General features: G+C 72.5%; 25 protein-coding genes. 14 read left to right on the forward strand and 11 right to left on the reverse strand.

Features of this window, described 5'->3' with window-relative positions; all coding sequences use genetic code 11:
* Window positions 1-71 precede the first annotated feature (71 nt).
* The 4 genes from ACLF3M_RS03985 (at window position 72) to ACLF3M_RS04000 (ending at window position 2,892) form a co-directional block, all read left to right on the forward strand.
* Window positions 72-332, forward strand: coding sequence for a hypothetical protein (locus ACLF3M_RS03985; RefSeq protein WP_430655555.1), 261 nt, complete (start codon window positions 72-74; stop codon window positions 330-332).
* Between the two features lie 37 nt (window positions 333-369).
* Entirely contained in the window at window positions 370-630 is a 261-nt protein-coding gene (locus ACLF3M_RS03990; RefSeq protein ID WP_430655556.1) for a hypothetical protein, read from the forward strand.
* Entirely contained in the window at window positions 627-1,349 is a 723-nt protein-coding gene (gene fliP, locus ACLF3M_RS03995; RefSeq protein WP_430655557.1) for a flagellar type III secretion system pore protein FliP, read from the forward strand. Before ACLF3M_RS03990 ends, fliP begins: the two co-directional genes overlap by 4 nt.
* Before the next feature lie 130 nt (window positions 1,350-1,479).
* On the forward strand, window positions 1,480-2,892 hold the full coding sequence (locus tag ACLF3M_RS04000; protein WP_430655558.1) for a hypothetical protein: 1,413 nt from the start codon (window positions 1,480-1,482) through the stop codon (window positions 2,890-2,892).
* 24 nt (window positions 2,893-2,916) lie between these two features.
* On the opposite strand, the gene speE is transcribed toward ACLF3M_RS04000, so the two are convergent.
* From speE to ACLF3M_RS04045, 9 genes are all read right to left on the reverse strand, one after another.
* Entirely contained in the window at window positions 2,917-3,786 is an 870-nt protein-coding gene (gene speE / locus ACLF3M_RS04005; RefSeq protein WP_430655559.1) for a polyamine aminopropyltransferase, read from the reverse strand.
* Window positions 3,787-3,860: 74 nt separating this feature from the next.
* On the reverse strand, window positions 3,861-4,313 hold the full coding sequence (gene speD, locus ACLF3M_RS04010; protein ID WP_430655560.1) for an adenosylmethionine decarboxylase: 453 nt from the start codon (window positions 4,311-4,313) through the stop codon (window positions 3,861-3,863).
* 197 nt (window positions 4,314-4,510) lie between these two features.
* A complete protein-coding gene (locus ACLF3M_RS04015; protein ID WP_430655561.1) occupies window positions 4,511-7,327 on the reverse strand; it encodes a hypothetical protein in 2,817 nt (938 codons plus the stop codon).
* Window positions 7,327-7,890 (reverse strand): protein phosphatase CheZ, encoded by a 564-nt coding sequence (locus tag ACLF3M_RS04020; RefSeq protein ID WP_430655562.1) that lies wholly within the window; start codon window positions 7,888-7,890, stop codon window positions 7,327-7,329. The genes ACLF3M_RS04015 and ACLF3M_RS04020 overlap by 1 nt, the downstream gene beginning before the upstream one ends.
* Window positions 7,883-8,263, reverse strand: coding sequence for a chemotaxis response regulator CheY (locus ACLF3M_RS04025; RefSeq protein ID WP_430655563.1), 381 nt, complete (start codon window positions 8,261-8,263; stop codon window positions 7,883-7,885). Before ACLF3M_RS04025 ends, ACLF3M_RS04020 begins: the two co-directional genes overlap by 8 nt.
* An 85-nt stretch (window positions 8,264-8,348) precedes the next feature.
* Complete coding sequence (locus ACLF3M_RS04030) at window positions 8,349-9,041, reverse strand: MotE family protein (protein ID WP_430655564.1); 693 nt, start codon at window positions 9,039-9,041, stop codon at window positions 8,349-8,351.
* A 1-nt stretch (window position 9,042) separates the two neighbouring features.
* On the reverse strand, window positions 9,043-9,462 hold the full coding sequence (locus ACLF3M_RS04035) for a DUF6468 domain-containing protein (RefSeq protein WP_430655565.1): 420 nt from the start codon (window positions 9,460-9,462) through the stop codon (window positions 9,043-9,045).
* Complete coding sequence (fliM, locus tag ACLF3M_RS04040; protein WP_430655566.1) at window positions 9,459-10,523, reverse strand: flagellar motor switch protein FliM; 1,065 nt, start codon at window positions 10,521-10,523, stop codon at window positions 9,459-9,461. Before fliM ends, ACLF3M_RS04035 begins: the two co-directional genes overlap by 4 nt.
* Window positions 10,520-11,026, reverse strand: a complete 507-nt coding sequence (locus ACLF3M_RS04045) for a flagellar basal body-associated FliL family protein (protein WP_430655567.1) — start codon at window positions 11,024-11,026, stop codon at window positions 10,520-10,522. The genes fliM and ACLF3M_RS04045 overlap by 4 nt, the downstream gene beginning before the upstream one ends.
* Window positions 11,027-11,226: 200 nt before the next feature.
* On the opposite strand from ACLF3M_RS04045, the gene ACLF3M_RS04050 reads away from it, so the two are divergent.
* The 5 genes from ACLF3M_RS04050 to ACLF3M_RS04070 are packed head-to-tail and all read left to right on the forward strand — an operon-like array spanning window position 11,227 to window position 15,193.
* Window positions 11,227-11,973: a flagellar hook-basal body complex protein gene (locus ACLF3M_RS04050; RefSeq protein WP_430655568.1), complete on the forward strand. Its 747-nt coding sequence runs from the start codon at window positions 11,227-11,229 to the stop codon at window positions 11,971-11,973.
* A gap of 12 nt (window positions 11,974-11,985) precedes the next feature.
* The gene (gene flgG, locus ACLF3M_RS04055; RefSeq protein ID WP_430655569.1) at window positions 11,986-12,771 is read left to right on the forward strand and encodes a flagellar basal-body rod protein FlgG; all 786 of its coding nucleotides are present in this window, start codon (window positions 11,986-11,988) and stop codon (window positions 12,769-12,771) included.
* 5 nt (window positions 12,772-12,776) lie between these two features.
* Complete coding sequence (flgA, locus tag ACLF3M_RS04060) at window positions 12,777-13,694, forward strand: flagellar basal body P-ring formation chaperone FlgA (protein ID WP_430655570.1); 918 nt, start codon at window positions 12,777-12,779, stop codon at window positions 13,692-13,694.
* Window positions 13,691-14,416 (forward strand): flagellar basal body L-ring protein FlgH, encoded by a 726-nt coding sequence (gene flgH, locus ACLF3M_RS04065; protein ID WP_430655571.1) that lies wholly within the window; start codon window positions 13,691-13,693, stop codon window positions 14,414-14,416. Before flgA ends, flgH begins: the two co-directional genes overlap by 4 nt.
* Window positions 14,417-14,464: 48 nt before the next feature.
* Entirely contained in the window at window positions 14,465-15,193 is a 729-nt protein-coding gene (locus tag ACLF3M_RS04070; protein ID WP_430655572.1) for an SOS response-associated peptidase, read from the forward strand.
* Between the two features lie 69 nt (window positions 15,194-15,262).
* Here the strand turns inward: ACLF3M_RS04070 and dksA are convergent, their stop codons facing one another.
* Together dksA and ACLF3M_RS04080 are read right to left on the reverse strand one after the other, a co-directional pair.
* The gene (dksA, locus tag ACLF3M_RS04075) at window positions 15,263-15,679 is read right to left on the reverse strand and encodes an RNA polymerase-binding protein DksA (RefSeq protein ID WP_430655573.1); all 417 of its coding nucleotides are present in this window, start codon (window positions 15,677-15,679) and stop codon (window positions 15,263-15,265) included.
* A 147-nt stretch (window positions 15,680-15,826) separates the two neighbouring features.
* Window positions 15,827-16,243 (reverse strand): flagellar assembly protein FliX, encoded by a 417-nt coding sequence (locus tag ACLF3M_RS04080; protein WP_430655574.1) that lies wholly within the window; start codon window positions 16,241-16,243, stop codon window positions 15,827-15,829.
* Between the two features lie 158 nt (window positions 16,244-16,401).
* Here ACLF3M_RS04080 and ACLF3M_RS04085 point away from each other — a divergent pair, with 158 nt between their 5' ends.
* From ACLF3M_RS04085 to ACLF3M_RS04105, 5 genes are all read left to right on the forward strand, one after another.
* The gene (locus ACLF3M_RS04085; protein WP_430655575.1) at window positions 16,402-17,511 is read left to right on the forward strand and encodes a flagellar basal body P-ring protein FlgI; all 1,110 of its coding nucleotides are present in this window, start codon (window positions 16,402-16,404) and stop codon (window positions 17,509-17,511) included.
* Window positions 17,508-17,801: a rod-binding protein gene (locus ACLF3M_RS04090; protein ID WP_430655576.1), complete on the forward strand. Its 294-nt coding sequence runs from the start codon at window positions 17,508-17,510 to the stop codon at window positions 17,799-17,801. Before ACLF3M_RS04085 ends, ACLF3M_RS04090 begins: the two co-directional genes overlap by 4 nt.
* Window positions 17,798-18,193: a hypothetical protein gene (locus tag ACLF3M_RS04095; RefSeq protein ID WP_430655577.1), complete on the forward strand. Its 396-nt coding sequence runs from the start codon at window positions 17,798-17,800 to the stop codon at window positions 18,191-18,193. Before ACLF3M_RS04090 ends, ACLF3M_RS04095 begins: the two co-directional genes overlap by 4 nt.
* 175 nt (window positions 18,194-18,368) lie before the next feature.
* A complete protein-coding gene (locus ACLF3M_RS04100) occupies window positions 18,369-19,187 on the forward strand; it encodes a RibD family protein (protein WP_430655578.1) in 819 nt (272 codons plus the stop codon).
* The gene (locus tag ACLF3M_RS04105; protein WP_430655579.1) at window positions 19,184-20,161 is read left to right on the forward strand and encodes a zinc-dependent alcohol dehydrogenase; all 978 of its coding nucleotides are present in this window, start codon (window positions 19,184-19,186) and stop codon (window positions 20,159-20,161) included. Before ACLF3M_RS04100 ends, ACLF3M_RS04105 begins: the two co-directional genes overlap by 4 nt.
* Window positions 20,162-20,176 lie beyond the last annotated feature (15 nt).

Raw genomic sequence — 20,176 nt, forward strand, 5'->3', positions numbered from 1 at the left:
CGTTGGTAAAGGAAGGGTAAGAGCGCAGCGCGCAATGTTCCCTTCATTCCTTCCCTCTACACCCCTGGCGCATGGACCTGACCCAGCCTTCCGCCCGCCATGCCGAAGCCGTGCTCGCCGCGATCGAGACGCTGGGCGGCACCGTGGCCGTGGCGCGCGCCCTCGTCGAAAGCGGCCGGATGATCGAGCTCGCGGGGCTGGAGCGCGATTGCGCGATGCTGTGCGCCGCGATGATGGCGCTCGACCCGCCCGAAGCGAAGCGGCTGCGCCCGGCGCTCGAGGAGCTGCTGTTCCAGGTCAATCGGCTGGCCTCGCAGCTGGATCCGGCCTGACCCCGTCACCCACCGCGCGTCCCAGGATGGAGACCGCATGCAAGAGATCGGCTGGAACGGCCTGTTGACCGCCGCACTCGCCCTCGCCGGCGTGCTCGGCGCGCTGGTGCTGGCGTTGCGCGGTTTGCGCGCGGCGGGCATGGCGCGCGGCGGCGCGCGGCTCGGCATCGAGGAGGCGGTCGCGCTCGACGGGCGCCGGCGGCTGCTGCTGGTGCGCTGCGACGGGAAGCACCTGCTGTTGCTCACCGGCGGCGCGCAGGACCAGGTCGTGGGCTGGCTGCCGGAGACGCAGGCATGAGGATCGCGCTGCTCCTGCTCCTGCTCCTGCTCCTGCCGGGGACCGCGGCCGCCCAGGGGATCAGCCTCGATCTCGGCGCGACGGGCGGCGGTTCCACCGCGCGGCTGATCCAGCTGACCGCGCTGATCGGCGTGCTGTCGCTGGCCCCTGCCCTGCTGGTGATGGTCACGGCCTTCGCGCGCATCATCATCGTGCTGTCGCTGCTGCGCAGCGCGATCGGCGCGCCGGCCATCCCGCCCAACCCGGTGCTGATCGCGCTCGCGCTGTTCCTGACGCTGTTCGTCATGGAACCGGCGCTGGTCGCGAGCTGGGAACAGGGCATCCAGCCGATGTCGGAGGGCCGGCTGGACGAGGTGCAGGGCGTGATCGCCGCGGCCGAGCCCTTCCGCCGCTTCATGGCGGCGCAGGTCCGCGACGCCGACCTCGCGCTCTTTCTCGACCTCGGCGGCATGCCGGCGGCCCCGGCGGCCGAGGCGCCCTGGCGCGCGCTGATGCCGGCCTTCCTCGTCGGGGAACTCCGCCGTGCCTTCGAGATCGGCTTCCTGCTCTTCCTGCCCTTCCTGGTGATCGACCTCGTGGCGGCAAGCGTGCTGATGTCGCTCGGCATGATGATGCTGCCGCCGACGGTGGTCGCGCTGCCGTTCAAGCTGGCCTTCTTCGTGCTGGTGGATGGCTGGCGGCTGGTGGCGGGCAGCCTTGTGCAGGGCTTCGTGCAGTAAAGGCAGGCGAGACCGGGGCGCCGCCGTCCTTGTTGTTGCGCTCGCGCGAAGTCCCTCCCCGGCGCAGCAAAGCGCTTCGCGGTTCCGTGCGGCCGGGCATAAGCTGCGCCGGGCGGGGCCGGAGGGACGGATGCGCTGGTCGAGGATCGGGCTTCTGGCAGCGCTGCTCTGGCACGGCACGGCATCCGCGCAGGACACCCTGGCGAGCTGCGCGGGACTTGATGCGCGGGCGCTGCTCGACGCGACACTGGACGTCAGCGCCCGGGTCCGGCCGCCGACACAGCTGGTCGGCCGTATCGACCGTTCCGCGCAGGACGGCGCGGCAACCGGGTTCGGGGTGCTGCTCGTCGTCCAGGCGCCGACGGGCATGTCGCCGCGGGAGTGGTCCGAGGTACGCTTCATCGCGGCGGCAAGAAGCCAGGAGCGCCTGATCAGACGCACCGGCCGGGAGGACGACTACGCCCGGGCGGCCGTGCTGGCCGAACTCGTCCGGCGCGACGATACGACCGCCCTGCTCCGGGTCTTCACGCCGGAGCGCACCCGCCGTTCAGTGTTCTTCTCGGAAGGCTGGCAGCTTGTCGTCCTGGCCTGCCGCCCCGACTTCCAGCCCGTCGGCTTCGCGGCGGTGCCGGTCAGGCTGAACGACTGGGGCTTCGCGGTCGCTTCCACGGTGGCCTTCGCCGTCGCGGGCTGGCTCTTCCTCGCGTTCTGGGCGTGGCGGCGGAACGCGAAGCGAATGCAGGACGCGTGGCGGCGCGCCCACCCCGGCATCGCCTCGCCCGACGCGCCGACACCCCTGCGCGAAGCGCTGCGCACGCCGCTGCACCGCGGCCGCGTGCTCTGGAAGCTGTTCCGCGCGGCCGACCCGGTCTTCATCAGCCAGGACGGCCTTGGCAACGGAAGCCTGGGCCGGCTGCAGCTCCTGCTGTTCTCGACCGTCGTCGCCAGCCTCCTGCTGTATGTCTACATGCGGACCGGTATTCTGGTCGGCTTCTCCACCGACCTGCTGACGCTTCTCGGCATCACCGGCGCCAGCACGGCGCTTGCCAGACTGGCCAGCGCGAAGCGGGCCGTGTCCTACGAGACGGAAGCGGTGCTGCTCCGGCTCGGGGTGGTGGACGTCAACGACAACATGCCGAACTGGGGCGACGTGATCGCGTCCGACGGCGAGATCGACGTGACACGCATCCAGGCCCTGCTGTTCAGCGTCGTCGTGCTGTTCGCCCTCGTGCTGACGGGCTCCGCCGATCTCGCGGGCTTTACCCTGCCGCGCGAGGTCAACTGGCTGCTCGGCATCAGCCAGGGCGTCTACGTCGCGGGCAAGCTGGTCCCGAGCGAGGCCTGCGGCCAGCTGGACACGGGCGTGCGGGAACTGATCAAGGCTGCGGTCGAGAAGCAGCACGGCGTGGACGGCGCCGATGTGCGCTTCACGGCGGCGAAGGAGGCGGTGAAGCGCACCTTGCGCGAGGTCTATGGATCGCGCGCCAGGCTCAATGTGATCACCAACGCCAAGGCGTCGCAGATCGCCTCCGCCGAGGCCTGACCCACCGGGCGCTCCGGCGTCGACTCACCGCCGTGGCAGGTGCCGCGCGATATAGGGCGGCAGATTGAACGCGCCGAGATGGATTTCGGGCGTCCAGTATCCCGTGGTGTCGAGCACGCCCGCGACCTCCGCCCGGCGGCGAATCTCCTCCACCGGCACCTGGCGCAGCGACGCGTCCTTCGCCGCCCAGCCCAGCGTCATGAAGCCGCCGACATAGGTCGGCACCGCCGCGACATAGGCCGAGACGTCGGCGAAAGACTTTGCCCGGCGTAGCGAGGTCTCGCGCAGCTCGTCGGCCTGCATCGCGGGCACGCCGCACTGGTTCACGACGACGCCGCGATCGGTCAGGATACGCGCGCAATTCCCGTAGAACTCGTCGGTGAAGAGCACCTCGCCGACGCCGATGGGATCGGTGCTGTCCACGATGATCGCGTCGAAGGACTCGGCCGGCGCCTGGCGAACGTGATCGATGCCATCGCCGACGATCACCTCCGCCCGCGGGTCGGTCCAGGCGTCGCCGGCGATGCCGGGGAGGAATTCCTTCGCGAGCCGGATCACCTCGCCGTCGATCTCGACCATGACGGCCTTCTCGACCGTTCGGTGCTGCAGCACTCGCTTCAGCACGCCGCCGTCGCCGGCGCCGATGATCAGCACGCGCCTGGCCGTGCCATGCGCCAGCAGGGGGACGTGCGCGATCATCTCTTGGTAGACGAACTCGTCCGTCTCCGTGATCTGGACAACGCCGTCGAGAAGCATGACGCGGCCATGGCTGTGGCTTTCGAACACCATGATGTCCTGGAAGCCGGACTTCACGCGGGCGAGCTCGCGCTTGACCAGGAAACGCTGGCCCCAATCCGCGTAGAGCGTCTCGTTCACCCAGGAATCGGTCGGCATGGTGTCATCCGATTGTCATGGAAAAAGGGCCGGACCTTGCGGCCCGGCCCCTCTACACCGTCGAGGCGTTGGCGTCAGCCGATCAGGCCGCGCTTGTGCTCGGCAAGCTGCACGCGCTCGGGCTGGAAGCCCTTCTTGATCGCAGGCAGGGCCTTCGCGGGGTCGCAGTCGCCGCACATGAAGATGTCGATCGCGGCATAGTCGCGCTCGGGCCAGGTGTGGATGGAGATGTGGCTTTCCGCCAGCACCAGCACCCCCGACACCCCGCCATTGGGCGAGAAGTGGTGGAAATGCCCGTGCAGGATCGTCGCCCCCGCGGTCAGCGCGCCTTCGCGCAGCACCGCATCGATGTGGTCGGGATCGTCGAGCCGCGTCGCGCCCCAGAGATCCACGATCAGATGCACGCCGGCATAGCGAAGGCCGCCGCGATTGATGAAATAGTCGCGCTCCACTTCGGGCAGCACGGTGTCGATCCGGGTGTCGCTCGGCAGATCCGAGACCATCCCCGGTTGGACGAGAGATTCCATTCTCTGGACCCCTTCCAGCCAGCAGATGACCTTGGTGGCCGCGGGCGCGGCACCTCGTGGGGTCAACGGCGGGCGCATATGGGGCAAGGGGGTCGGGGGCGCAAGCCATAATCGCCCCCCGGGGACGGAAAAAACGCGGGTGACCCCAGCCGGCCACGCGGGGCTTTACCGGCGCCCCCCGGGGGGCAGCCGGTGACTTACCTTGCCGCCGCGGGTGCTGTCCGCAAGGTCTCCAGCCGCTGCGGCAGCAGGCGGGCGAGTTCGAGCTGCTGGCGCAGCCGCGGCAGGTCTGCAACACCGCCCGCGCGGCCGGCCGTCAGCAGGTCGAAGGTCTCTGCCTCCGGCGTACCGGCCATCCGGTCGGCATGCGATTCGCGCAGCGCCGCGAGGCCCGTCTCGTCGCCGGCCAGCGCCAGCAGCGCCGCGCTGCGCGCGACCAGGCGGCGCGCCGCGTCGGAAAGCGGCCCCGGCGCCAGCGTGTCGAGATGGGCGCGCAGCACGGCCGCGGCGGGCGCCCAGTCCTGCCGCGAGGCGAGGAATTCGGCGAGCTCCGGTGCCGCCTCGGGCCCGGCCTCGCGAAAGCGCGTGACGGCCTGCTCGGCCGCGCCCATCCGCGCCAGCGCGCGCGCATCGGCCAGCGCGCGCGCGGCGCGCAGCGCGTCCGGCAATCCCGGAGCGTCGGTGTCCGCCAGCGCGGCGCGGGCCGCGCCGGGATCGCCGCCCTCGAGCGCGAGCGCGGCCAAGCGCAGGCCGATCGCGGCGCGCGCCTCGGGCGCTTCGGCGCGCGCCAGTGCCTGTCCCAGAAGCGAGCGCGCGCGATCCGGCAGGTCGAGCGCGGCGAAGCGTTCCGCCAGCGCGGCCAGCACCTCCGCCGTGCGGCCGCCGTTCGGCAGCAGATTGCGATTCGCCTCGAACAGCGCGACGGCGGAGAGCGGCGGTTCGGCCGAGAGCGCGGCGAGCAGCGCGTCGCCCTGCAGTGGCCTCAGCGTGGCAGCGAGATCGGGGAAGAGCCGCTCGGTATCGCGCAGTGCATCCAGTGCGCCACGGGGATCGCCGGCCTGCCGGCGAAGCTCCGCCAGGCGCAGTCGTGCCGCGCTTTCCAGCGCGTCGCCGCGCCAGGCCGCGAGCACCGCCTCCATCGCGCCCGCCGCGCCGGCCGCGTCTAACGTGCCGGCGGCAAGCTTCATCTCTGCCGCGCGGCGCATCGCGATGGCGCGCGCCCGGCGGTCGCGGCCGCGCGCGATCGCCTCATAGGCGTCCAGCGCCGCGGAATCGCCTGACGAATCCAGTAGCCGCGCGCGGGCCAGCGCAAAGGCCGGGTTCTCGTCTTGGCCCGCAACCAGGCGGCGCGCGGCGGCGGTCTCGTTCGCCTCCGCCAGCGCCTCGGCGGCGAGCGGCGCGAGGCGCGCGCGCAGCGGCTCCGGCCAGGCGCGGAGGATCGGCAGGCCGGCCGCGATTCCGGGCGCGCCCCGTTCTGCGTCGTTCCGCGCGGCGAGCAGCAGGCCACGCCACAGCGCGGCCTCGTCGCTGTCGGGCAGGCGCGGGTTGAGCAGTGCCTCGGCCTCCGCGAGGCGGCCGGCGACGAGGGCGGCGGCGGCCTGCAGGGCCTGGGCGCGCGGCTCCTCTGCCAGGCGCGGATCCTCGCGCAGCGCGAGCGTCGCCATGGCCTGGGCTTCCGCGCCGAGGCCGAGCGCAAGCAGCGCCTCGGCGTGGCGGATGCGCGCGAGGCCGCGGCCGAGCGGCGGCGCGCCGGCGACGTCGAGGCCGGCATTGCGCTCGCGCTGCAGAAGTGCGGGCAGCGCTTCCGCCGGCAGGTCGAAGAGGCGGGAGAGGTGCTGCGCGTCGTCCGGCGCAGGATCGGCGCCGAGGCCGAGCGCCGCGCCCGGACCCGGCGAAGCCACGAACCCCATTGGCAGCGCGCGCAGCGCGACGGTGTCGGCCCGCGGCAGGATGGCGGCGCCGAGGCGCGTCGGCAGGATGTCGAAAGTCGCGGCGCGGCGGCCGCGCGGCGTCGCCTCGTTGCCGTCGCGCATGGTCCCCACCAGCAGCGCGCCGCCGGTCTCGGGATCCAGCACGACGACAGTCTCGGCGGCGCGCGCGGCACGCAGCAGCAGGCGTGGCGGCGGGCCGCGCTCGATCTCGGGCTGGATTGCGCGGAGCGCGGCGTCCTCCGGCGCGTCGTCGAGCAGCCAGGCCGCGCGCTCGCGACGCAGGCGCGGGCGGGCTATCGCCTCGGCGGGAATGCGCAGCACGGTCGCGCGCGGACCGGCAGCGAGTTCGGCATGGGCAAGGCGCGTGTCGCGCAACCCCACGGGATCAAGCGTCAGCGGCTCGTCGAGCACGACCATCCAGGTATCGCCACGACGCAGCAGGGCGGCGCCGGTCTCGGCCGCGACAGGGATGACGAGGGCGCCGTCCTGCAGGCGAAGTGGCGTGGCGCGCGGCGGCGCCGGAGCGACGGGCGCCGCCTGCTGCACGGCGGCCGGTTCGGCAAGCGGCGGTGCGGCGACGGGCGGCGACGGCAGGGCCAAGGCGGGCGCGGACGATTGCGGCGTTGGCGCGGGCGCAGGTGCTGCGCGTGCCGTCGTTGCGGGGGCCGGCGCCGGCCGCGGCGCCGCGGCGCGCGGTTCGGGTCGCGGCGAAGGACGCGCCTCGGCCTGGGCAGGCGGTGGCTCCGTTCCATCGAGCAGGTCCACCACCACGCGCGGCCCGAGGCGGAAGGCGCGCGCGCGGGCACCCGGCGCGAGCGCGATGGTCGCGCTGTCGCCCGCGGCCTCTATCCCGCGCGCGTTGCGCGGCAGGCGGCGGGCACCGAGGTCGAACTCGGCCGCTTCCGCGAAGCGGATCACCACGCGGCCTTCCTCCTCCTCCAGGAGGAAGCCGGTCTCGCGGGGAAAGTCGAAGACGACGCGGCCGAAGGTCGGATGATCGCCGGTCCGCACGCCCACCCGCGACTGCCCCAAAGCGAGACCCGGCGCCAGTAGCAGGATCAGGAGAAGGGCCGCACGGACCATCAGAGATCTGCCAGCAGGCGGTCGATGTCGGCCTGGCTGACGCCGGCACCGGGCAGCTGCGGGCCGTTGGCCAGCGCGCGGCCCTCGGTGGTCGGCGCGTCGTCGGCCGCGGCGGGATGGTAGCGGCCGGAGACCGCGGCGACGCGCTGCTCGATCGCCTTCAGCGCCGCGACAACCTTCCCGATGCGCTGGCCCGTGATGTCCTGGAAGGAACAGGCCTCGTAGATGCGCGTGATCACACCCTGCAGGGCGGCCGCCTGCGCGGCGCCGACGTCGCCCGCGACCTTCTCCAGCACCTCGCAGCAATCCAGGATCTCGTTCGTCGCCTGGGCGGTGTGGTCCACGATGGCGTCGAGCTCGTCGGTGGCGGAGGGGATGTGGCTGTCGGTGATGTCCTCCACCTTCAGGCGCGCCACTTCCTCCTTCGCGCGCACCACGGTGCGGCCGAGCGCCTCGAGCTCGGCGAGCAGCGCGGCCTCGGTCGCGGTCAGGTCGCCGGCCATGCTGCCGAGCACGGCGCGCACCGCGGCCTCGATCCGGGGATCGGGGGTCCCGTCAGGCATGCACGAGCACCTTCTCGATCTTCTCGCGCAGCGTCTCCGCGTTGAAGGGCTTGACGATGTAGTTGGAGACGCCGGCCTGCTTGGCGGCGACCACGTTCTCCGTCTTGCTCTCGGCGGTGATCATGATGAAGGGCGTGTGCTTCAGCCTGGCGTCCGCACGGACTTCCTTCAGCAGGTCGAGCCCCGTCATCGGCGCCATGTTCCAGTCGCTGATGACCAGGCCGAAATTCCCGTTGCGCAGCTTGGCCAGCGCTTCCTGGCCATCGGTCGCCTCCTCGACATTCTCGATGTCGAGCTGCTTGAGCAGGTTGCGGATGATGCGGAGCATCGTCTTGTAGTCGTCCACGATCAGGACGGGCGTGTTCTTGTCCATTTCCGGGGTCACCCTGTTGTGGTCGCCGTCCTGGCGGGACGCGCGCGCAGCCTGCCGCACCCGCATGAAGGCTTCGCGAACGCGTTCACCGCGACGCCTGCTGGGACGAGCGGCGTTCCTGTTCGACCCTTTCGGCGCGCAGCCTGGCCAGCTCGCCGGTCAGAGCGCGGGCCCGGTCGGGCTTCATCGCGGCCAGGATCGGCGCCGCCTTGGCCTCGCGCATGCGGTCGGCGATGGGCAGCAGGACCGGCATCTCGAGCTCGTCGAAGATCACCGCGGCGTCGCGCGGTCGCATGCCCTCGTAGAGCCGCACCAGCCCGCGCAGCCCCGCTTCCTCCCGCGCGGCGCGGTCCCGTTCCAGGGTTTCCAGGCGGGACTGGAGCTGGGTGAGTTCCTCGATCCGCTGGGTCAGGCGGCGTTCGGCGGCAGCGAGGATGACCTCGCGCTGCGACGCCACCTGTTCCCGCGCCTCGAGCTCCGCCCGGCGGGCGCGCAGCGTCTCCAGCACCGCGCGTTCCGCAAGCTGCTCGGCGGTGGGTTGTGGCGCGGCCTGGGGCACCGGCGCGGGCTGCACGGCGGGTGCCGCGGCCTGGCGCGGCGGCGGCGGCGCATCCGCGGCACGGGCGGCGAGCATGGCCCGCGGCGCGGCCGGCGGCGCCATCACCGCCACTTCCAGCGGCGCGACCGCCGAGCCCAGCAGCCGTTCCGCCTTCACCAGCACCAGCAGCGCGGCGGTCGCGATCGCGAGCGGCAGCAGGCGCGGGCGGAACCGCTTCATCTCAGCGCAGCCCCTTGAGCGCGCGCAGCAGGTCGCGCTCGGCGTCGCTGCGCACGGATGGCGCCGGCGCGGCGGCGACGGGCTCGGCGCCAATCGGCCGGGCGGCACGCACCAGCCGGTCCATCCGGTCGGCCAGCACCTCCGACCGCTCGACCAGAAAGGCCAGGTCGTCGCGCAGCTTCTCGGCCGTTGCGATGCGCTCCGCGACCAGGCGGCCGGATTGCTCGGTGGTGGCGCGCAGGCGCGCGAGCGCGGCCTCCGCCGCCTCGGTCGCCTCCGCCATCCCGCGCGCGCCTTCGGCCAGGCCGCCGCCTTCCGCGCGCAGCACCGCGATGCGCCGTTCCAGCCGCCAGGCGAAGGGGATCAGGCCAGCAAGCAGGACCAGCAGAAGCCCTTGGAAGATCCACTCGATCAGCGTCATGCCGCTTCCTCCGGCAGCAGCGGCACCGGCCGCGCCTTCTCGATGCGGACCGCCAGGCGGCTTTCGCGCCTGCCGAGCTGCGCCTCGAACAAGGCAACCTCACCGCAGCGCAGCTTCACGGGCGCGCCGGGCGGCGAGGCCAGCAGGATGCGGTCGCCGACGCGCAGGTCCAGCACCTGGCTCAGCGGCATGGTCTGCTCGTCCAGCACGACGTCGAGCGCGACGTCGGTCTGGCGCAGCTCCTCCGCCAGATGGGTCTCCCAGATGCTGTCGCGGCCGAAGCGCTCGCCCATGAATTGCTGCAACAGCAACTCGCGCACGGGCTCGAGCGTGGCATAGGGCAGCAGGACCTCGAGCCGGCCGCCGCGATCCTCCATCTCGATATGCATGCGCGACAGCACGGCGGCGTTGGACAGGCGGGAGATCGCGGCGAAGCGGGGGTTCACCTCCAGCCGGTCGAAGTGGAAATCCACCTCGCAGAGCGGCTCGAAGGCGGCCTTGAGGTCGCCGAGCACGACGGTGATCAGGCGCTCGACGAGGGTGCGCTCGATGGTGGTGTAGGGGCGGCCCTCGATGCGCATCGCCGCGGTGCCGCGCCGGCCGCCGAGCAGGACGTCCACGACGGAGTAGATCAGCGCCGAATCCACGACGATCAGGCCGTAATTGTCCCACTGCTCCGCGCGGAAGACCGCGAGCATGGCCGGCAGCGGGATGGAGTTGAGGTAGTCGCCGAAGCGCTGCGACGCCATGGCGTCGATCGAGATCTCGACATTGTCCGATGTGAAGTTGCGAAGCGTCGTCGTCATCAGCCGCACCAGGCGGTCGAAGACGATCTCCAGCATCGGCAGGCGTTCATAGGCGACGAGGCCGGAGGAGATGATGCGCTCGATCCCGCTCTGCGCACGGTCGGAGGCGGGACCGCTGTCGAAGCCGAGCAGGCTGTCGATCTCGGCCTGGTTCAGCACGCGGGTGCTTTCCGGCGCCGCGGGGGGCGCGCCGGCGGCTTCCTGTTCCAGCGCGGCCCCCCAGGCGGCCGCCATGTCGTCGTCGGTCCCGCTCACTGCACCAGGATCTCCACGAAGAGCACGTCGGTGACGCGGGCCGGCGCGGCCGCGAGGCTCGCGCGCGCAATCAGTTCCTCCCGCAGGCGGTGGGATCCGGCGCTGCCGCGCAGCTCCTCCGGCCGGACTTCCCGCAGATAGGTGGAGAACAGGTCGATCAGCCGCGGCATCGCTGCCTGCACGGTGGCGACGTCCTCCTGCCGGGAGACTTCCAGCTTCGCCTTCACGCGCACGAAGCTCGCGCGGCGGCCCGGCGCATTCAGATTGGAGACGATGTCGGGCAGGTCCACGAAGGCGGGCTGCGGCGCCGGGGGTGTTGCGGCCTCCGCCGTTTCCTGCGCGTGGTCGCCGCCGAGCAGCGGCTTGAGCACGCCGGAGAACCAGAGCCCCGCGCCGATCGCGGCCACCACCACGGGGAGCGCGAGAAGCATCAGCTTCTTCCTGCCGCCCTTCTTCGTCGCCGGCGTCTCGCCGCCTTCCGGTTTCGCCTCCTCGGCCGACATGCCGTGCCCGAACGCCTCCTGCAGGGGTCGCGACGTTTCTGGGGCCGGGTCGCTTAAGGAAGGCTTGAGACGCAGCACGGTGTTGCCGGCCGGCGGCAATTTCTTCCGCTCGGGCTGCAGCGGAGGGCGCAGGACGCGTCGGGAAGCCTGGCACGCCGGTTGCGCAGGCGTACCCGATCTGACCTGCAGGAGCATGCCGCATGGACAGCCCGGGCTACATTGTCCTCTCCCGCCTCGTTGCCGCGCAGCGGATGACGGCGGTGACCGCCAACAACATCGCGAACGCCGACACGCCGGGCTTCCGGGCCTCGCGGCCAGTCTTCGGCACCATGCTGGAGCGCCAGGTGGATGCGGATGCGCCGCGCGGCGGGCGCGAGCTCGCCTTCGCGCAGGACCGCGCGACCTGGCGCGACGGCAGCGCCGCGCCGCTGCAGCGCACCGGCAATCCGCTCGATGTCGCGCTGTCCGACCAGGACGCCTTCCTCGCTGTCGCGACGCCGCGCGGTGAGCGCTATACCCGCGCCGGCCGCTTCAGCCTCGACGTGCAGGGGCGCGTGGTGGACCCCGACGGCAATGCGGTGCTCGGAACCAACGGCCAGCCGATCCGGCTGGAGCCGGGATCGAGCCGCATCGAGATCAGGGGCGACGGCAGCGTCTCGACCGAGGCAGGGCCGGTCGGGCAGCTCCGCATCGTGCGCTTCGACGATGTGCAGCGGCTGCGCGCGGAAGGCGAGCGCAACTTCGCTGCCCCCGAAGGCCAGCAGGCCCAGCCCGTGGAGCGGCCGGGCGTCGTCCAGGGCACGGTGGAAGGCAGCAATGTCCGCCCCGTCCTGGAGCTCACGCGCCTGACCGAGGACCTCCGGCAATTCCAGTTCGTCTCTCAGATGGCGGAACGCGAAGGCGAGCGGCTCGGTACCGTCGTCGAACGCGTGCTGCGGCGGCGCTGAGGAGACTGACCGATGCGCTCTCTCCACATCGCCGGCACCGGCATGATGGCCCAGCAGACCAATGTCGAGGTCATCTCCAACAACATCGCGAACATGAGCACCACCGGCTACAAGCGCCGGCGCGCGGAGTTCCAGGACCTGCTCTACCAGAACCTCCGCCGCGTGGGGTCGCAGTCCGCCGATACGGGATCGGTGCTGCCGTCCGGCGCGCAGGTCGGCCTTGGCGTTAAGACCGGCGCGGTCTACCGCATCGCCGAGCAGGGCAGCCTGAGCCAGACCGGCAACCGCTTCGACCTCGCGATCCGGGGCAACGGCTATTTCCAGGTGCAGCTGCCCTCGGGCGAGACGGCCTATACGCGCGACGGCACCTTCTCGCTCTCGCCGGAAGGCGTGATCGTGACCGCCGACGGCTTCGTCGTGCAGCCCGGCGTGACCATCCCGGCCAATGCGACGGACGTCACGATCAATGCCAGCGGCGAGGTGCTGGCCAAGATCGACGGCCAGGTGCAGCCGCAGAACGTAGGGCAGATCCAGCTCGCGATCTTCGCCAACGAGGGCGGGCTGGAAGCGGTTGGCGACAACCTGCTGCTGGCGACGCCGGCCTCCGGCCAGGCGCAGCAGGCCGCGCCGGGAACGGCGGGCTACGGCCAGGTGATGCAGGGCTTCATCGAGACGTCGAACGTCAACGTGGTGCAGGAGATCACCTCCCTGATCACTGCGCAGCGCGCCTATGAGATGAACAGCCGCGTCATCTCCGCCAGCGACGAGATGCTCTCCACCATCTCGAGGCTGCGGTGACGGCGATGCGGTGGCTCGTCCTGGCCTTCGCGCTGCTCGCCGCGCCGGCGCGCGGGGAGCTCGCGACGCTGCGCCCCTTCGCGGTCGTGGACGACGCCGTCGTGCGGCTGTCGGACCTGTTCGACAATGCGGGGCCGCGCGCCGCGGTCGTGCTCGGCCCGGCGCCGGCGCCGGGCGGCCGGCAGGTCATCGAGACCGCGCAGATCGCCGCCATCGCACGCGCCAACGGCATCGCCTGGCGGCCGGTCGGCGGCGGGGAGCGCGTGGTCCTGGAAAGACCGGGCCGGCAGCTCTCGCGCGACGAGATCGTGCTGGCGCTGCGCGGCGCGCTGCGCGGCCAGGGGCTGGAGGAGGAGGCGGAGCTCGAGATCCAGGCCTTCGCGCCGCCCATGGTGCCTGAACGCGCCTTCGTCCAGCTCGCGGTGGAAGGCGCTGTGCTGGACCTGCCGGGGGCGCGCTTCGCCGCGACGCTCGCGATCGTGGCGGAGGGCATGCCGACGCAGCGCGTGCGGCTGGCCGGTCGCGTCGTGGCGACGGTCCCGGTGCTGGTCGCGACCCGCCGGTTGGCGCTGGGCGAGGTGATGCGTGCGCAGGATGTGCGACAGGCCCGCATTCCCGCGGGACGGCTCCGCCCGGGATCGGCGCAGGAGCCGGAGCAGGTGGTGGGCCAGGCGCTGCGCCGCCCCGCCGCGGCGGACCAGCCGATCATGCTGGCCGACCTCTCGACGCCGCTGGCGATCGAGCGCGGGCAGACCGTGACGATGATCTACGACATCCCCGGCATGGCGCTGACCGCGCAGGGCCGCGCGATGGAAGGCGCGCCGCGCGGCGCGAGCCTGCCCGTGATGAACCTGGTCAGCCGCGTGGTCGTGGAGGCGCAGGTCGTAGGACCAGGGCGCGTCCGGGTGGGGAGCCTGCGATGAGGAGCATGGCGTTGCTGCTGGCCGGCCTGGCGCTGGCGGGGTGCCAGAGGCTGTCGGACCTCGGCCGGCCGCCGGCGATGGCGGCGATCGAGAACCCGACGGACGACCCGAACTGGCGGCCGGTCAGCATGCCGACGCCGGCGCTGAACCAGCCGCCGGCCTCGGCCAATTCGCTGTGGCGCCCGGGCAGCCGGACCTTCCTGCGCGACCAGCGCGCGGCGCAGGTCGGCGATCTCGTCACCATCCTCGTCGCGATCCAGGACGAGGCGCAGTTCCGCAACAACACCGAGCGGCAGCGCAACGGCACCGACGAGATGGGCATCCCGCGCCTGTTCGGCCTGCCGAGCTCCTTCCCGACGGTCTTCCCGAACACGATCGACCCGTCGCGCCTGGTGACCACCAACGGGTCGCAGAACGCGACCGGCACGGGCCAGACCCAGCGCAACGAACGCGTGACGGTGAACGTCGCGGCGACGGTCGTGCAGCTGCTGCCGAACGGGAACCTGGTGGTGAACGGGCGCCAGCAGGTGCGGGTCAATTCGGACCTGCGCGACCTGACGGTCAGCGGGATCATCCGGCCGCAGGACATCGCCTCCGACAACACGGTGCGCCACGACCGGCTGGCGGAGGCCCGCATCGCCTATGGCGGGCGCGGCGTGATCGCCGACATGCAGAGGCCGCGCTGGGGGCAGGAACTGCTAGACACGCTGTTGCCGTTCTGATGTCCCGGCATCGCTGCGGAACCGCGGGCGCCGCCCTATATCGGGTCGATGTGCGGACGCTTCTTCCTCCAGCGCGACCCCGCGGGCCTCGCGCGCTACTTCGAGACGGTGAACCCCACGCCCAACCGCGCGGCGTCGTGGAACGTGGCGCCGACGCAAGAATCGCTGGTCGTGAGGCGCCACCCCGACAGGGGCGCCAGGCACCTCGATCCGCTGCGCTGGGGGCTGGTGCCGCGATGGGCGAAGGACACGAAGGACGCGGCGAGGCTGATGAACGCCCGGGCCGACGGGCTGGCCGACAAGCCGTCCTTCCGCGACGCCTTCGCGAAGCGCCGCTGCCTGGTGCCGATGGATGGCTTCTACGAATGGCGGAAGGACGAGGAGGGCGGCCGCCAAGCCTATGCCGTCGCGCTCGCGACCGGGGAGCCGATGGCGGTCGCCGGCCTGTGGGAGGGCTGGAAGTCGCCGGACGGCGAGTGGCTGCGGACCTTCACGGTTATTACCACCGAGGCGAACGAGAAGCAGGCGCTGGTGCATCACCGCATGCCCGCCATCCTGCCGCCTGAGACGTGGGACGCGTGGCTCGGCGCGGAGCCCGCTACGCCGGAGGAACTGCTGGAGCTGCTGCTGCCCTGCCCCGCGGAGGAGCTGGCGATCTGGCCGGTGGACAACCGTGTCGGCCGCGTGGCGGAGAACGATGCCCGCCTGCTGCAGCGCGATCCCATGGCGACGCCGCCACCCGGACTGGACGATCCGCCGCCTGATCTCGGCGGCTGAAAAGCGAACGGCCCGCCTGGTCGGCGGGCCGTCGGAGGGGCTCGGGAAAGAGCGACCGCAGAAGCGGTCTCAATCGTCGCGGTGGACGCGCTCCATCCGCTCGTGGCGCTCCTGCGCCTCGATGGACAGCGTCGCGATCGGCCGGGCTTCGAGGCGGCGAAGGCCGATCGGCTCGCCGGTCTCCTCGCAATATCCGTAGGTGCCGTTCTCGATGCGCTCGAGCGCCTGGTCGATCTTGCTGATGAGCTTGCGGGCGCGGTCGCGGGTGCGGAGTTCGAGGGCGCGGTCGGTCTCGACGCTTGCGCGGTCGGTGAGGTCGGCCTCGGCGATCCCGCCTTCGCCCAGGCTGTTCAAGGTCTCGCCGGCCTCGCGGAGCAAGTCGCCCCGCCACTTCAATAATTTCTGTCGGAAGTACTCGAGCTGGAGTGGGTTCATGAACTCTTCGGCGGACGACGGTCGGTAGTCCGGCGGCAAGGTCACGAGCATGATACGTTCTTCCCCAAGCCCACCACGGCAGGCCCGGCGCCCGGCCATCGAAGGCGGGCGGACCATAGTGGCGGGATCGGGGCCGACACAAGACCCTGATTTGCGACAAGTTTCTGATGGTCGCCAGAATTTGCGGGCGTGCCGCGGTCAGGCCACGGCGCGGCGGCGCCTGGCCAGCTCGATGCGGGCCCGCAGCGCAACGCCTGCAACGGCTTCGCGGAGGCCGGGATCGAGGGGGATGTCCTCCGACTCGGCGAGGGCGGCCAGGCGCTCGAGCCTCGCGAGGTCGTTACCTCCGCGCAGCAGATCGAGTTGAAGGCCGCGCAACTCCTCCAACGTGGAGTGAGCGCGTCGGCCAGCGCGGGCCTCCGGCGGCTCGGGTGGCGTAGCGTCCGGCAGCCCCAACAGCGCGCCGACCGCGCCGGCGCCGGCGGCGACGCTGGGCCCGGCGGCCTCGCGACCGGCGGGCAGCGAGAAGCCGCCCCCAGCCCTGCCCGCGCGCCGCGGCGGCATTCCGCGTCCGACCGACCCCACCCTGACGACCACCAGCACCTCCTGCGCCATGACGGCCAGGGCTGCCGCCCGGCGGCAGCCCCTGCCCCGACCCGGCAAGCCCTGCCGGTCGCGGGGCCACCGGATCCTGGCACGCGGGTTGCGCTGTGCCCCCCGCGGCCGATTTGGCCGGCCCGGAGGAGAGCGTGGCGGAAAATCCTTGCCCGAGGATGAGGACGGCATGGCGCCGGCTGGCGGCAGCGGTCGTCGCCGTGCTGCTGGCCGCTCCGCCCGCCCTGGGCCAGGTCCGCATCAAGGACATCGCCGATATCGAGGGCGTGCGCGACAACCAGCTCGTGGGCTACGGGCTCGTGGTCGGGCTGAACGGGACGGGCGACCGGCTGCGCTCCTCCCCGTTCACGCGGCAATCGCTGATCGGCGTGCTGGAACGGCTCGGCGTGAACACGCGCGACCAGGAAGTGCGGCTGGATACGCGCAACGTGGCCGCGGTGATGGTCACGGCGAACCTGCCGCCCTTCGCCAGGCCGGGCAGCCGGATCGACATCGCGGTGTCCACCTTGGGCGACGCCAGCAACATCACGGGGGGAACGCTGCTGGTCACCCCGCTGCTCGGCGCGGATGGCGAGGTCTATGCCGTGGCGCAGGGCGCGGTGACGACGGGTGCGATCGCGGCGCGCGGCCAGGGCAGTTCCGTCGTGCGCGGCGTGCCGACGGCGGGCCGCATCCCGAGCGGGGCGACGGTGGAGCGCGAGGTGCCCTTCCAGTTCGCGCAGGGCGGGACGCTGCGGCTGTCGCTGCGCAACCCCGACCTGACGACGGCGCGGCGCGTGGCGGCGGCGATCAACCGGGCCTCGGGCGGCGGCGTGGCGAATGCGACCGATCCGCGGACCGTGGCGCTCAATGTCGGCGGGCGCGATCCCATCGCCTTCCTGACGGAGATCGAGCAGCTTCGCGTGCAGCCCGACCAGGTCGCGCGCGTGGTGATCGAGGAGGCGTCGGGCACCATCGTGATGGGCGCCAATGTCCGCGTCAGCACGGTGGCGATCGCGCAGGGCAACCTGACGATCCGCATCACGGAGACGCCGCAGGTCAGCCAGCCTAATGCGCTGTCCAATGGGCAGACCGTGGTGACGCCGCGGACCAACATCGAGGTGGACGACCAGGCCGAGCGGCGCATGGGCATCCTGCGCGGCGGCGTGACGCTCGAGGAGTTGGTGCGGGGGCTGAACAGCCTCGGGGTCGGGCCCCGCGACCTCATCAGCATCCTGCAGGCCGTCAAGGCGGCGGGGGCGCTTCAGGCGGAGTTGGAGATCCGATGATCAGCACGGTGGCCTCCGCGCCGGCGGCCTCGCATGGCCAGATCCGGCGGGTGGCGCAGGAATTCGAGGCGCAGGCCGTCTCCGCGATGTTTCAGCCGGTCTTCGCGGCGCTGCCGACTGATGGCCCCTTCGGCGGCGGCAAGGCGGAGGCGCAGTGGCGCCCCATGCTGGTGGACGCGATCGCACGCGACCTCGCGCGGGCCGGGGGCCTCGGCATCGCGCCGGCGGTCGAGCGCGCCTTGCTGCGCGCCCAGGAACTCAGCCGCAACCCGACGGGAGAGACCGCATGATCGAAGCCGTGATGACCGCCGCGCGCCGCCTGATGGAAGCGCTGAGGGCAGAGAACGAGGCGCTGGCGCGGCTCGACCTGGCTGCGGCGGGGCCGCTGGCGCGCGGCAAGCGCCAGGCGGCGGATGCCTTCGAGGCCGCTTATGCCGCCGCACACCGGTCTGGCGCCAAGGCTGCCGGGGCGGAGCGCGACGCGGCGGAGCACATGGCCGTCAGTCTGCGCGACCTGACCGCGGAGAACCGACGGCTGCTGGAACGCGCGATCGATCTGCAGTCGCGGGTGATCGAGACGATCGCGGGGGCGGCGAAGCCCGCAGGGCCCGGGACCTATGGCGCGCGTGGCCGGCAGCGCGAGGGGCGCGCGGGGGCGGTGTCGGTGCTGTCGCGGGTGTAGGTCGGTGCGCTCGCCCCCTCCTCATCCCTCCGCAGCATTGCGGGGGACGCGGACCAGGGCGTGAAGTTCGACAGCGACTTCTCCTCCCCCGCGGTGCGGGGGAGGCTGGGCAGGGTCTACGGCGAAACCTCCGCCCCGCATTGCCCCCGTCGCCCCACTTCGGCATTAGGGGCGCATGGCCGATGCGCCCCCTGACGACTGGACCGCGCTGCTGGAGGCGCGTCGTGGCCGCGAGAACCGCAGCGCGCATGGCAGCGCGATGCCGGACACGCCGCTCGTGCGGCTCTTCGCGCCGGTGCTCGCCCCGCCGACGGCGCCCGATGGCTGCCGCGTCGTGGGGCGGCTCGCGCAGACGCTGGATGGGCGCATCGCGACGGAAGGCGGGTCCTCGCAGTGGATCGGTGGGCGCGAGGACATCGTCCACACGCACCAGCTCCGCGCGCTCTGCGACGTCGTGCTGGTCGGCGCCGGCACGGTGCAGCACGACGACCCCCGGCTGACGACGCGCGAGGTGCCGGGCCCGAACCCGGTGCGCGTCATCCTCGACCCCGGTCGCCGCCTGCCGGCGACCCACGGCGTCTTCCGGGACGGCGCTGCACCGACGCTGCTGGTCGCCGCTGCGGACGGGCCCGCGACACATGGCCAGGCGGAGGTGCTGCGCATCCCGCGCGACGGCGCCGGGCTCGATCTGCCGGCGCTGTTGCGCGCGCTCGCCGCGCGCGGGCTGACCCGCATCTTCGTCGAGGGTGGTGGGCGCACCGTCTCGGCCTTCCTTGCGGCGGGGCTGCTGGACCGGCTGCACCTGACCGTCGCGCCGGTGATCCTGGGATCGGGCATCCCCGCCTTCTCCCTGCCGCAGGCCGCGCGCATCGCGGACGGGCTGCGCGTGCAATGGACGGTCTGGCCGCTGGGGCAGGACATCCTCTGCGACGTGGCCCTGGACCGCGCTCGGCCCGAGGTCTGCCTCGGCACGCCGCGCAAGGTGCATGCATGAAGGCGCGCGCGCTCTGGACCGTGGCACCCGGGGTCGCGGAGATCCGCGAGCAGGCGCTGCGCGCGCCGGCGCCGGACGAGGCCCTGGTCAGGACGCGTGCCAGCGGCATCTCGCGCGGGACGGAGCGGCTGGTCTTCACGGGCCGCGTGCCGGAAAGCCAGTGGGGCGCAATGGCGGCGCCGCTGATGCAGGGCGCCTTTCCCTTCCCCGTTTCCTACGGCTACGCCGCGGTGGGCGAGGTGCTGGAAGGCCCCGACGCGCTGGTGGGCAGCCGCGTCTTCTGCCTGCATCCGCACCACGATGCGTTCCTCGCGCCGGCGGCAATGTGCGTCCCCGTCCCCGACGCCGTACCCGATCGCCGCGCGGTGCTGGCCGCGAACATGGAGACCGCGGTGAACATCCTGTGGGATGCGCGGCCGCTGGCGGGGGAGCGCGCGCTGGTGATCGGATCGGGGGTGGTCGGGCTGCTGGTGGCTTTCCTGCTCTCGCGCATCCCGGGGATCGAGCTGGACGTCTGCGACATCGACGGCTCCCGCCGCGGGATCGTGGAACGCCTCGGCGCGCGCTTCTGCCTGCCGGAGGAGGTGCCGGGCGGGCGCGACCTCGTCGTTCATGCCTCCGCCAGCGCGCCGGGGCTGCGGATGGCGCTGGCCCGCTGCGGCTTCGAAGGGCGGATCGTCGAGGCGTCCTGGTTCGGCGACCGCCAGGTGGAGCTGCCGCTCGGCGAGGATTTCCACGCGAAGCGCCTGCAGCTGATCTCGACCCAGGTCGGCGCGGTCGCGCCCGCGATGCGCGGCCGGCGGTCGCATGCGGAGAGGATGGCGCTGGCGCTGGCGCTGCTCGCGGACGACCGGCTTGAAGCGCTGCTCGGGCCGGACATCCCGTTCGAGGAACTGCCGCGACGGATGGGGTCGGTGCTGGTCGCGCCGGCCGGCACGCCGCAGCCCCTCTGCCCCGTCGTCACCTATATATAGAGAGAGCGAGCACGC

Origin of the sequence: Falsiroseomonas sp. HW251 (assembly GCF_050563545.1) — a bacterium.
Taxonomy (GTDB): domain Bacteria; phylum Pseudomonadota; class Alphaproteobacteria; order Acetobacterales; family Acetobacteraceae; genus Falsiroseomonas.